This window comes from Cloacibacillus sp. An23 (genome assembly GCF_002159945.1).
GTDB lineage: Bacteria > Synergistota > Synergistia > Synergistales > Synergistaceae > Caccocola.
The window spans coordinates 181,897-194,428 of sequence record NZ_NFJQ01000004.1 but is presented as its reverse complement, the minus strand read 5'-3'; the positions used below and the strand labels follow the sequence as shown (position 1 = coordinate 194,428).

Annotated in this window: 10 protein-coding genes; 1 reads left to right on the top strand and 9 read right to left on the bottom strand. The window is 60.7% G+C overall.

Going from position 1 to position 12,532, the window contains the following annotated elements; translation table 11 throughout:
* Window positions 1-13 precede the first annotated feature (13 nt).
* The 3 genes from B5F39_RS05355 to gpmA form a co-directional block, all read right to left on the bottom strand.
* A complete protein-coding gene (locus B5F39_RS05355; protein WP_143330659.1) occupies window positions 14-1,678 on the bottom strand; it encodes a ShlB/FhaC/HecB family hemolysin secretion/activation protein in 1,665 nt (554 codons plus the stop codon).
* A 435-nt stretch (window positions 1,679-2,113) separates the two neighbouring features.
* A complete protein-coding gene (locus tag B5F39_RS05350; RefSeq protein ID WP_087364717.1) occupies window positions 2,114-2,953 on the bottom strand; it encodes a tyrosine-type recombinase/integrase in 840 nt (279 codons plus the stop codon).
* Between the two features lie 169 nt (window positions 2,954-3,122).
* Window positions 3,123-3,872, bottom strand: a complete 750-nt coding sequence (gene gpmA / locus B5F39_RS05345; RefSeq protein ID WP_087364716.1) for a 2,3-diphosphoglycerate-dependent phosphoglycerate mutase — start codon at window positions 3,870-3,872, stop codon at window positions 3,123-3,125.
* Between the two features lie 233 nt (window positions 3,873-4,105).
* Between gpmA and B5F39_RS05340 the strand changes: the two genes are divergently transcribed.
* Window positions 4,106-5,299, top strand: a complete 1,194-nt coding sequence (locus tag B5F39_RS05340; RefSeq protein ID WP_087364714.1) for an iron-containing alcohol dehydrogenase — start codon at window positions 4,106-4,108, stop codon at window positions 5,297-5,299.
* A 110-nt stretch (window positions 5,300-5,409) separates the two neighbouring features.
* Here the strand turns inward: B5F39_RS05340 and B5F39_RS05335 are convergent, their stop codons facing one another.
* The 6 genes from B5F39_RS05335 to B5F39_RS05310 all read right to left on the bottom strand — a co-directional run bounded on the left by B5F39_RS05335 (window position 5,410) and on the right by B5F39_RS05310 (window position 12,435).
* Complete coding sequence (locus B5F39_RS05335) at window positions 5,410-5,835, bottom strand: type II toxin-antitoxin system VapC family toxin (protein ID WP_087364712.1); 426 nt, start codon at window positions 5,833-5,835, stop codon at window positions 5,410-5,412.
* Window positions 5,822-6,088 (bottom strand): type II toxin-antitoxin system Phd/YefM family antitoxin, encoded by a 267-nt coding sequence (locus tag B5F39_RS05330; RefSeq protein WP_087364710.1) that lies wholly within the window; start codon window positions 6,086-6,088, stop codon window positions 5,822-5,824. The genes B5F39_RS05335 and B5F39_RS05330 overlap by 14 nt, the downstream gene beginning before the upstream one ends.
* 126 nt (window positions 6,089-6,214) lie before the next feature.
* Complete coding sequence (locus tag B5F39_RS05325; RefSeq protein ID WP_087364708.1) at window positions 6,215-6,883, bottom strand: YoaK family protein; 669 nt, start codon at window positions 6,881-6,883, stop codon at window positions 6,215-6,217.
* A 5-nt stretch (window positions 6,884-6,888) separates the two neighbouring features.
* Complete coding sequence (locus B5F39_RS05320) at window positions 6,889-8,058, bottom strand: efflux RND transporter periplasmic adaptor subunit (RefSeq protein ID WP_087364705.1); 1,170 nt, start codon at window positions 8,056-8,058, stop codon at window positions 6,889-6,891.
* A 1-nt stretch (window position 8,059) separates the two neighbouring features.
* Window positions 8,060-9,352 carry a TolC family protein gene (locus tag B5F39_RS05315; protein WP_087364703.1) on the bottom strand — a complete coding sequence of 431 codons (1,293 nt, stop codon included), beginning with the start codon at window positions 9,350-9,352 and terminating at the stop codon, window positions 8,060-8,062.
* On the bottom strand, window positions 9,352-12,435 hold the full coding sequence (locus B5F39_RS05310; RefSeq protein WP_087364701.1) for an efflux RND transporter permease subunit: 3,084 nt from the start codon (window positions 12,433-12,435) through the stop codon (window positions 9,352-9,354). The genes B5F39_RS05315 and B5F39_RS05310 overlap by 1 nt, the downstream gene beginning before the upstream one ends.
* Window positions 12,436-12,532 lie beyond the last annotated feature (97 nt).

Below are 12,532 nucleotides of genomic sequence, written 5' to 3'. Positions count from 1 at the left end.
CGCCGGGCGCGCGTCAGAACATCTTGTAGAGCTGGAACCATATCCTGCCGTCGTCGTCGCCCTCTTCCGTCCTGTCGGGACGGCCGTCTATCTTGTGGGCGTAGTCGAGCTGCGCGTGCCAGTCGTTCGGCTTCGAGTACCGCAGGCCGACGCCCCAGCCTGCGAGGTGGTCTGTGACGCCGCTTTCGAGGTTTTTCGCCGCTCCGGCGTCTATGAAGGCGGCGAGCTCGAGCCCCGGAACGCCGAGGCCGTAACGGACTTCGCCCGTCGCGGTGTAGGCCGTGTCGCCGTAGCCGTCGCCGTTCGCGTAAGCGCGCACGCCGTTTATGCCGCCGAGGAAGAACTGCTCGCTGCCGTCGAGCGCGCGGCTTGCGAGCTGTCCTTTGGCGCGTATGCGGTAGTTGAAGCGTCCCGCGTACCATATCTTGAGGAAGTCGGCGGTGAGCTTCTGATAGCTTCCGTCGTAGTAGGCTCCGCCGTCGGTGGATATATCGCCGTACCAGTAGACGAGGCTGTATTGAAGGAACTCGTTCGGCTCGTAGCAGCTTCCGGTAATGCCTATGTGCCAGACGTTGGCGTCCTTATCCGCCTCGGAGAGTTTCAGCCCGTACTCGCGCCAGCGAAGCTCTTCCTCTATGTCGCGGCGGTCGTAGCCGTATATGAGCGTCACTCGCGCGGCCTTGCTTCGGTAGAGCGGCGTCATGCCGTAGACGCTGACGCCGCGCGATTCTCCCGAGCTGTCGAGGTTGAAGCCGGGGGCGCTGAACGCGGTGTTGGCAAAGTCGTAGTTCGTCTGGCTGAACGCGACGCCGGCGCGCGTGCCGCGGCTGCCCAGCGGCGTCTCGTAGCGGACGCTGTAATTCTTGGTCTCTTCGTCCGTTATCATGCCGCTTATTATGATTTTGTCGCCTGTGCGCGAAGGGTTGTTTATTTCCGTGTTGAAGCCGAAGCGGTAGCGGCCGGAGTATTCGCTGCCGCCGTTGTCGGCGAAGACGTAGTTGTTCCAGACCTTTCGTTTCCGCACCTCTATGTCGATTTTCGTAGTGCCCGGCTTAGAGCCGGGCTTGAGTACCGCGCGCGCCTGCACGCCTGGAAGGTCGTTGAGGTTGTTGACTGCGGTCTCGAGCCGCCGGTCTGTGATTACGTCGCCGCGCTTGAGGCAGCTCACGTAGCGGCGGAGCGTCTTGTCGTAAATGTCAGACGAATTGGCAGTTATCTCTACGCCGTCGTAGGTCGCTGTGTAGATCCTTACCTCCAGCACGCCGTCTTTTACCTCCTGTTCCGGGATGGCGGCGAGCGGTATCGTGTAGCCGCGTTCGCGGCAGTATTCCGTGATCGCGGCGGTGAGCAGCGGAAGCTCTTTGACTTTGACGTTCCGCCCGCTGTAGCGGGCGAGTATCTCGTCAAGTCCGCTCCCCCGAAGCACCTGATAGCCGGTGAGCCTGATCGACCTGACGAAAAACGCCGGCTCGTCCTCCGTCCCGGTGTTGCCGCCCCTGTATCCGGCCGGCGGCCTTATATCAGGGTCGTCCACCATGATGTTCATGTCTCCCGTCCGCATGTACGGATAGGTCTCCACCGCTTCCTTGTCGAAGGTCGGCAGAGGCGAGTCTCCGAACGCCGGAGGCGAGGCGGTTAGGATGAAGAGGAAAAGCAGCATGGATACGTTTCTCTTCACGTTTGGCACCTTCCTGTCATGAAATTTTTTATTAAACACGCCCCATCAGGTGTATTTGCGCTCGCTGCGTCCGCCGCGCCCGGCGTTTTTTATTTGAGAAAGGCGGCGCGGCGCACGTAATTTCGCTTACGTTGCCTGAAAAGTTATTGTGAAGCATTTTAATATAAAAATATATTGTACGCAACATCCCCTATAACATTACCATGCACAAAAAATCAAGTTCCCGAACGGCATTCAGCGTGAAATAACGCTTCTTTCCTCTGCGTCGGGGCGATGAACCGCGCGCGCCTGACGCCGTTTTCCCGGTTACGAGGGATACAGCCCGCCTGGGGGAGTTTTCCCCGCCTTTTATAAAACGAATATTTAGCCGTTTTTTATCACCTTCCTGCCATATTGCGCCGCGCCGTCAGCGCGACTATGGCAACGTAAGCGAAATTACATTATCAGCCTCATTTTATTTAGTTGGCGCCGGTGTTCGCCGCCGTCGGTGGCGATATATATCCGCGTCGTCTCTATGCTGCTGTGTCCCAGAAGATCGGCGAGCTTTGAAATGTCGCGGTCGAGTTCATAAAATATCTTCGCGAAAAGGTGGCGCAGATTGTGCGGGAACACTTTGCTCGCGGCCACGCCGGCCCTCGCGCCCAACTTTTTCATCTCTTTCCATATCCAGTTACGGCTCACCGGCGCTCCGTTCTTCGTCTTGAATATGAAGCCGCGCGTAAGCCCGAGCCTTGCGGAGTAGCTCAGCAGCTTGTTTACGAGCGCGGCTGGGAAGAGTATGCGCCGGCATTTGCCCTTGAGCATCAGCTCGGCCCGTCCGGCGCGCGCCGCTTCTACGGTTACGAAGGCCAGTTCGGATACCCGTATGCCGGTCGAACATATAGTTTCCAGGATAAGGCCGAGGCGGTCGTTTTTTTCTCTGCGAGCCGTCTTGAGAAGCTTTATATATTCGGCGCGCCCGAGCTCGCGGCGTTCGTCCCGGAAAGCGGAGCGCTGGCGCTTCAGAAACTTCACGCGCAGTTCCGGGCGTCCGGCGAACGACAGCATCCCGTTGACCGGAGCGAGCATCACGTTTATCGAGGAACTTGCGTACCCCGCTTCGATCAGCGATTCCTTCCACCGCAGCACGGCGTTTTTATCCAGATGTTTGCTTCCATGCAGAAAATCGCGGAAACGGAGAAGGTCGCGCCGGTATTTGTCTATCGTCGCTGCGCTCCGCTCGTCTTCCGCGAGCTTTTGCAGATAGCCTTCGATCGTCATAATGGTAAAATTCATGTCGGTTTTCCTTTCTTTCAGGTTTTCGAACGTCTGCCTAGTTTATATTAAAAAACCAAGAAGCGGCCGCGCTCGGAGCCGCGCAGCCGCGCGCGCAAAAAAACAGACGCGCCTCCCGAAAAGACGGCGCGTCTGTGTGTCTGTCCGTTGGCCTGCAGTGCGGCGGCGTTTATTGTCTCGCCTTTCCCTGATTCGCGACTGCGGCCTGCGCCGCGGCTATCGCCTCGGCGTCTCCGAGATAGTAATGATTTATAGGCTTCAGATCGCCGTCGAGCTCGTAGACGAGCGGCACGCCGGTCGGGATGTTGAGCTCCACGATGTCCTGCTCAGACACTCCGTCGAGGTATTTCACGAGCGCGCGCAGGCTGTTGCCGTGCGCCGCGATTATTATGCGCTTTCCCGCGCGGATGTCCGGGGCTATGACGTCCTCCCAGTAGGGCACGACGCGCGCGACGGTGTCGGCGAGGCACTCTCCGAGCGGAAGCTCGTCCGCCGGTATCGAGGCGTAGCGCGCTTCGTTGCCGGGCCAGCGTTCGTCGCTCCTGTCGAGGAGCGGCGGGCGCGTCGCGTAGCTGCGCCGCCATATCTTCACCTGCGCGTCGCCGAACTTCGCCGCGGTCTCCGCCTTGTTGAGCCCCTGCAGCGCGCCGTAGTGGCGTTCGTTGAGCTTCCACGACTTTTCGACCGGTATCCACATCAGGTCGGTCTCCTCGAGCACGCACCATAGCGTCTTTATCGCGCGGCGCAGCACCGACGTGTAGGCTTTGTCGAAGACGTAGCCCTCTTTCTTCAAAAGCTCGCCCGCGGCCTTCGCCTCTGCGAGCCCCTTCTCCGAGAGCGGGACGTCCTGCCATCCCGTGAAGCGGTTCTCTTTATTCCACGAGCTTTCGCCGTGTCTTATCAGTACAAGCTTGTGCATATCAGGCACCTCCGTATCGAGCGTCTATTTCGTGCGATTATGCGCAACATTGTCCGACTGCGCGCGCGGCTTGTCAAGGCGGCGAACATTTGATACGGATATATCGATAACGGTATAGCGATATTTCTTTTTAGTATCTACTAAATTTTTGCCGCCGTCCTAGAATAATAAACGTGAACGAGATAACGAACGCAGCGGACATAGAACCCGCGCGTCGGAAGGAGAGATAGATTATGGCAAGATTCACATTACCGCGCGATCTGTATCACGGAAAGGGAGCTCTCGCCGAGCTTCGCAGTCTTAAGGGCAAAAGGGCTTTCGTCGTTGTCGGCGGCGGAAGCATGAAGCGCTTCGGCTTCCTCGATAAAGCGGAGCAGTATCTTAAAGAGGCCGGCATGGAAGTGCGCCTTTACGAGGGAGTGGAGTCCGATCCGTCGGTCGAGACGGTCATGCGCGGCGCGGCGGCGATGCGCGAGTTCCAGCCGGACTGGATAGTCGCGATGGGCGGCGGTTCGCCGATAGACGCGGCGAAAGCGATGTGGGTCTTCTACGAGCATCCCGAAGTGACCTTCGAGCAGCTCTGCGTGCCCTTCAGCTTCCCGACGCTGCGCACGAAGGCGCGCTTCTGCGCTATCCCTTCGACCTCCGGCACAGCTACCGAGGTGACGTCGTTCGCGGTCATCACCGACAACGCGAAGGGCGTCAAATATCCGCTCGCCGACTTCAACATCACGCCGGACGTCGCCATCGTAGACCCGGAGCTTGCCGAGACGATGCCGAAGAAACTTACCGCCAACACCGGCATGGACGCGATGACCCACGCCATCGAGTCCTATGTCTCGACGATGCACTGCGAATACACCGACCCGCTCGCGCTGCACGCGATTGAGCTTATTAACGCGAACCTCGTCAAGTCCTACAACGGCGACATGGCGGCGCGCGCGAAGATGCACGACGCGCAGTGCCTGGCCGGCATGGCCTTCTCCAACGCGCTGCTCGGCATCACTCACTCGATGGCGCACAAGACCGGCGCGGCGTTCAGCGGCGGCCACATCGTACACGGCGCGGCGAACGCCATGTACCTGCCGAAGGTCATCCGCTTCAACGCCGTCGAGCCCGAGGCGGCGGAGCGCTACGCTCAGATAGCGCGCTTCATCCACCTCAAGGGCGATACGACGGAAGAACTCGTCGCGGCTCTCGTAAATCGCATCAACGAGATGAACGCCGAGCTGAATATACCGTCGCGCATCAAGGACTACGAGGGCGGCATAATAGACGAAAAAGAATTCATGGAGAAGCTGCCGCACGTCGCGGAGCTCGCGGTCGGCGACGCCTGCACCGGCTCCAACCCGCGCAAGATAACGCCGGAGCAGATGGCGGAGCTGCTGAAGAGCTGCTACTTCGACAAGGAGACCGTGAAAAAATAACCGCCTGGCACACGGCGTATGCATAAAAATCTCCCAACAAAATCGCGGCAGGAGCCGTAAAAAGGCCGGAGCGAAAAGCTCCGGCCTTTGCCGTCTTTGTGTCTCAGCGCTTACCGGCGCGGAAGCCACGGATTTATAAGAGTAACTCCGGTGGCGGCGAAGTCCGCAGTGTTGCGGGTGACGACGGCCATGCGGTGCGTCAGCGCCGTAGCCGCTATGAGCGCGTCGCGTTCTGAACGCATGTCCGGAACGTGCAGCCTGGCGCAGCGGCGCGCGACGCGGGCGTCTATCGGAAGAATCCTTTCTTCAAATGCCGGCAGGACGCGCGTTTCAAGCCACCGGCGCAGAAGGGCGCCCTGCGCTTCATCGCGCCGCTCTATCCGCATGACGCCTATCTCAAGCTCCATGACGGTTATCGCCGATATGAAAAGCTCCGAAGCGTCGACTTCGGCCGCCCATGCCGCGACGTTTGCGTCCGCCTTTCCGGCGGCAGCTTTGCGCAGCTCGGAGACGACGTTAGTATCAAGCACGAACATCGGGCAAATCGACCTCCGCCGCTGTTATCGAAGCTTTCGGAGGCTCAAATTCGACATCTTCGACGCCGGGCATAGCGAGAGCCTCCGCTATGCTGCGGCCGCTGCGCGTCAGCCTTTGGTATTCCTCGAAGCTCAGCAGCACGTGTGAGGGCTTTCCCCTGTCCGTGATGAATACGGGGCCGTTGTTAGCGGCTTTCTTCGCCTCTCCGGCATATTGGTTAAACTCTCTGCTTGTCACCGTCGTTATGCCCATTGCGCTCCCTCCTTGTCTTTGCAGATATATTACTACATTTATGTTTTGCGGAAAAGTGTGCCGCGCGATACACTTTTTTGCAAAAAAAGTGTTGTGTGAGATACACTTTTCCGCACGGTGCGGCGTTTAGAGCTTTTCGCGGAACATGAGGACGAACACCGCGGCGAGCGCGGCGGCGGGGACGAGGGCGGCTTTCGTCGAGAACGCCGCCGTCACGACGGCGCCTATCGCTGCTCCGATTATGAAGAAGAGGATTATCCCGAAGTATTCGACGCTGGAGCGCAGTTTCTCGCGGTCGCCCGTGCTGCGGTATTTGTAGAGGTTTTCCGTCGCGCTGCGCAGGTTGCCGGTACACATCGTCGTCGCGTAGGCGCGTCCGTGGACCTTGCGGAAGGCCTCGACCTGCAGCGAGCAGATGAACGAGACGGCGGCGTTGGCGCACATGTCGTAAAATTCCCCGGATGGCGTGAAGGCGACGCAGAGCAGGAAGAGCACTTCCGCGGCTATTATCACCTGACGCCAGTGTATAAAGCGGCTTTCGCGCATGGATTCCTTGACGAGCTCCGCGAGCAGGATGCCCGCGAAGAAGGCGGTTATCGGCAGCAGGTAGTAGCCCGCGCCGCCGAGGTCGCCGCGCGCGAGGCTGACGCCGAGCAGCACCATGTTGCCGGTCTGCGCGTTAGCGAAGACGTGGCCGCGGCAGAGAAAAGTGTAGGCGTCGAGGAAGCCGCCCGCCGCGGCGAGCAGTATCCCGACGCGGTAAGAGTCGGACGTCTGGCTTTGGGCGTTCGTCATTCGCGTCAGTTTCTGACCGTCACGGCCTCTCCGTCGCGCAGGTTGTTGCCGCCGAAGACGACGACCTCGTCGCCCGCGGCGAGTCCTTCGTCTATGCGCACGCGCCCGCTCTCCCTGATGCCGGCAGTCACGCGGCGCGCCTCGGCTTTGCCATCCTTCACGACGTAGACGTAAAAACCGTCCTCGCTCGCGTGGAGCGCGCCCTCTGGCACAGTCAGCGAGTTTTTGTATTCCTTTTCGACGATTGCGGCCTGTCCGAACATTCCGGGACGCAGCCTGCCGCCGGCTTGCTTTTCGTTGTCGAGCGCAATTTCGACGGCGCTCGTGCGCGTCGCGGGGTCGACGTACTGGTCTATGCGCGTCACGCTGCCGTCGAAGGTCTCGCCGGGCAGCGCGTCGAAGCGCAGCGTCACCGGCATCCCGACCTCGACGTTGAATATTTTGAGTTCGGGCACGCGCAGCGTCGCTTTCAGCATACGCGGGTCGGCGATGTCGAGTATCGGCGACGAGGGAGAAATCATCGCGCCGGGCGTCAAGGAGTAGTCGTCGAGCACGACGCCGTCTATCGGCGCGCGGATTATGTAGTCGTTCTTCTCGGACTTCACGCGCTTCTCCTCGGCCTCGTACTGGCGTTCCTTCGCAAGCGCGGCGCGGTAGGAGGCTTCGGCGCTGGTGTACTGCGTCTGCACGGCGTCGTACTGCTGCTGCGTGCTGAAGCCCTCTTTTACGAGGCGGCTGTAGCGGTCGAGCTCCGTCTTCGCGTTGAGCATCTCGGCGTGCGCCTTCTCGCTGTCGGCGCGCGCGGAGGCGGCCTGCGCCATCGTGGAGAGTATCAGCGCGTCCTGCTGCTCGTGTTCGAGCGTCGCGACTATCTGCCCTTTCTTGACGCGGTCGCCCTGTTTGACGGAGAGCGAGAGGAGCCGCCCCGTGACGCGCGGCAGCAGCTCGACGCGGTCGCGCGCGTCTATCTGCATGTTCTGGATTATGCGGCTCGATATCGTGCCGTCGCCTCTGACTATCTCGGTCTTCACTATCGGCGTCAGCAGCGACGGGTCCGCCGGCTTGTCGAAGAGCGTCTCCCTGCGGCTGTAGATCCAGGCCGCCGCCGTTACCGCGACTAGCAGCGCCGTTATCGCCGCGGCCTTTCCGAATCGCGGGCGTTTCTGTATTTTCATCTCATATGCTCTCCCCGTTCCACTTTGTTATCGTCCCCTCCGTCATTTTGAGCGCGACGGCGGCTATTATGCAGTTGTACTGCGCGCGGTTGTATTCGAGCTGCGCCGCCGTGAGGTCGGACTGCGCCGTCAGCAGGTCGAGCTGCGGCGTTACCCCTTCGCGGTAGCCGACTTCGGCGAGGCGCAGCGATTCGCGCGCGAGGCGCAGCGCCTCCTCCGATGCGGCGAGATTTTCGCGGTTCGTCTCTATCTCCGTCCACGCCGTCTCGACCTCGGATTTTATGTCGAGCTCCTTCTGTTCTAGCGCTATTTTGTCCTGCTCGCGCACGGCCTTCGCCTCCATTACGGCGCGCCGCGTCACGTTGCGGTCGAATATCGGGACGGATATGCGAAGCTCGGCGCGCCACGTGTCGCCGCTCTCGTCGCGCTGGTGGTACGGGCTGAGCCATCCGGCGGTGAATCCCGCCGAGACCTGCGGCAGCATTTCGCTGCGCTCTATCTTTATCTGGTTCGTCTGATAGCCGAGCTGTTCCTCGAGCTGACGGCGGTCGGCGCGGAACTGCGAGGCGAGCGCGAGCGACTTCTCGCGGCTGCCCGTTATCTCCGGCTCGTAAAGCTCGCCCTGCACCTCGCGGCGGTTTGCCGGCTCTATGCCCATGTAGTTCATCAGCGAAATGTTCGCCGCCTCGAAGGCTCCGCGCGCCGTCGCGAGAGCCGCCTTGTTTTCAGCGAGCTGCTGCTGCGCTCGTATCACCTCGAGCCTGTTCGCGAGGCCGACGTCGCACATGCGCGACACTTCGCGCAGATGAAGCTCCGAAGTTTTCACGGCGTCTTCCTCGGCTTCGATACATTTCTTCTGGAGCAGGACGTTGTAGAAGCGCGCGAAAAGCTCTCCCGCCGCGCTGTTTTCTCCGTCGGCTATCGCCATTTCCGCTATCGTGCGCACCTGCGGCGACTGCGCGCGCATCGCGCTGTTGCGCCCGCCAGAGTATATCACCTGTTCGAGCGCCGCCTCGGCGCTGCGGTCGTCGTCGCGGTCCCCGTCGTCGGTCTGCGGCTCGCGCTGCCAGCCGAGCGTCCCGTCTACCGTCGCGGAGGGCAGCAGAGTGCCGTCGGCCGCGAGCTTGAAAGCCTCGGCCTTTATAAGCTCCTGCCGCAGCGAGCGCAGCGAGGAGTTGTTTTTCATCGTTATCGCGACTGCCTCGCCTATCTCCAGCGGGGCCGCGGCGAAGGACGGGGCCGCCGCGGCGGCGAGCGCGAGTGCCGCCGCCAGAATCGCAAATTTTTTATTCATCACGCGCCCCTCCCGTGGCTTTTTAGACGCCTGTAGGCGTTGAAGCGCCGTATCGAGCCTTTTACTCTGTCCGTTATGTCGTCGAAGATGAGATAGACCACCGGAATGACGAGCAGCGTCAGCAGCGTCGACGTCGTCAGCCCGCCTATGACCGCGACAGACATCGGCTGGCGCGTCTCGCCGCCCTCGGAGAGCGCGAGCGCGACGGGCAGGGAGCCGATAAGCGTCGAGACAGTCGTCATAAGTATCGCGCGCAGGCGCAGCGGCCCGGCCTTGAGCACAGCCGTTATCTTGTCGTCCCCCGCGGCGCGGAGCTGGTTGATTACGTCTACTAACAGAATCGCGTTGTTGACGACGACGCCGACGAGCAGGATTATCCCCATGAAGCTCATAACGGAGATACGCAGCCCCGCGAGCGCGAGAAGGCCGAAGGAGCCAGCCGTCATAAGCGGAAGCGAGAACATGACCGTCAGCGGGTGTATGAACGACTCGAACTGTATCGCCATCACCATGTAGACGAGCATTATCGCGAAAATCAGCGCGACCGTCATATAGCGGAAGCTCTCGCGCATGTCTTCGGAGTCTCCGGTCGGCACCATGCTGTACATGCCGTCCTGCGGCGCGTATTTGCGGAACACTTCCTGCATTATCTCTATGCCCTCGCCCGGCGATATGCCGTCGACGTTGGCCTCTATCTCTATCGAATGCTGACGGTTGTAGCGCGTTATGACGTTCGGCGCCATGCCTATCGAGCTCGTTATGACGCCCTCGGCCGGTATCGTCGCGCCGCTCTGCGTCGTTATCAGAGTCTTCAGCACCTTCTCCGGGTCGTCGCGCCCGCTGCGCTCCGCGCGCAGGCGGATGTCGTAGCGGTATCCGCGGTCGTTGAAGGTGCCGCCGTCGTCGCCGCCGAACCACGTCAGCATCTCGTCCGAGAGGTCGCGTATGCTCACATTCAGGTCGTCGGCGAGGCCGCGGTTCAGCGCCAGGTTGATGCGCGGCTTGTTCATCTGGAGGTCGGTCGTTATGTCTACGAGGCCGCGTGCGTTCTCCGTCAGGTCTCGCTTGATGAGATCGCCCAGCGCCGCAAGCTCCTCGCTCGTCGGCCCCATTACGACCAGCGCGATGTCCGAGTTGCCCCACGTGCCCATCTTTATGTCGGCGTCGCGGTAGCGCGAAAGCTCCTCGCGCAGGCCGCGCATTATGACTGCGGCGCGCGGCCGCAGCGCGCGGTCTATCAGCTCAATGTTTATCGTGGATTTATAGACCTCCTCGCCGCGTCCGCTCCCGATTTCGCCGTAAGTGTAGGCGACGAATTTATTCTGTTGGATTATATCGACCATTTCCTTCGTTATCGCCGTAGTCACTTCAAGCGATGTGTCGGCCGGAAGCTCAAGCTCGACTCGCAGGCGCCCCTGGTCCTCGCTCGGGAAGAACTCCGTCCCTAGATTGAAGGCGAAGACCATGCCTATGAGGAAGAGCGCTATCCCCGACGAAAGCACCAGCGCGCGGTGTCCGACGGCGAATTTCAGCGCGCGCTCGTACTGCGCCTCGAGACGCAGGAACGGGCGCTCGAGCGCCGTCTCAAGGCGCGTCGGCTTGTGCGAGCGCCCCATGATGCGCGAGCAGAGGAACGGCGTCAGCGTCACCGCGATGACCAGCGATATGGCTATCGTCGTGGATACGGTGACGCCGAACGCGTTGAAGTAGCGTCCCATCATCCCGCCCATGAAGGCGACCGGGACGAAGACGGCGAGGGTCGTGGCAGCGCCCGCGACGACCGCGAAAGCGATCTCGTTCGTGCCGTCCTCAGAAGCGCGGAAGGCGCTCTTCCCCATCGACTTGTGGCGCGAAATGTTCTCCATGATGACGGTCGTCGCGTCTACGACCATTCCGACGGCGAGCGAGATGCCCATCATCGACATGTTGTTTATCGTTATCCCCATCAGATAGAGCACGGACATGCTGCCGAGCAGACAGACGGGGATGCTTATGCAGGCGATTATCGTCGCGCGCAGAGTGCGCAGGAATACGAACATGATGAGAGCGGTGAGGATTATCGAGGCGATGATGTCGCCGAATACGCCGTTCATCGAATTCATGATGAACTTCGCGTTGTCCGACACTACGACGAGGCTCGTGCCTACCGGCGCGGTCTTGTTGAGCTCCGCTATGCGCTCGTGCATCAGCCGCGAAAGCGCGACCTCGTTCGCGCCGCGCTGCTTTCTTATGCTGACCATGATCGCCGGCTTGCCCTCGTAGATGGACATGCTGCGCGCGTCCTCGAGGCCGTCCTCGATGCGCGCGACGTCGCGCAGCCGTATCACAGCGCCGTTCCGCACGGCTATCGGAAGATACTCAAGCTCTGCGGCGGAGGCGTACTCGCCGATGATGCGTATGCCGTACTCCTTCGTCCCCGTCTCGACGCGCCCAGCGGGAAGCTCGACGTGCTTGTTGTAGATGGCGTCCTTGATTTCCTTCGTCGTGATGCGGTAGCCCTCGAGCGCCTCGGGATTCAGCCAGACGCGCATCTCGCGCTCGCGGAAGCCCGGGAGCTGCACGCCGCCGACGCCGCGAACCGTCTGGAGGCGCTCCTGCACGACCTGGTCTACGTAGCGAGAGAGAGTCTTCATGTCCGTGCGCCCGTCGTTCTTCACCGCGACGCGCATGATCGGGCGGTCGCTCGGGTCGTACTTGTCGATCTCCGGCTCGTCGCAGTCGTCGGGCAGCTGTCCGCGCGCGCGGCTCACCTTGTTGCGCACGTCCGCCGTCGCGAAGTCGATGTCTCGGTCAAGCTCGAACTCCACGACGATGACGGAGCGTCCCTCGTAGCTGCTGGAGCTCATGCTCTTGATGCCCTCTATGGTGTTGATGCGCGATTCCAGCACGTCAGTAACGTCGTTGTCGATGATCGACGGGCTCGCGCCCTCTAGCGTCGTGCGCACGACGACTATCGGATACTCTACGTTCGGCATCCTTTCCACGCCCATGTGCATGTACGAATAGGCTCCGAATATAACTGTGGCTATCGTCACGATAAGGACCGTTACGGGTCTGCGCAGAGAAATTTCCGTGATTTTCATAAAGCCAGATCACCTTGACCGTCGATGATTTTCCCACAGTTAATCATTATACATCCCTTGTGTGGAGATTTTATGGAGGTACGCGCATATTGCGCAA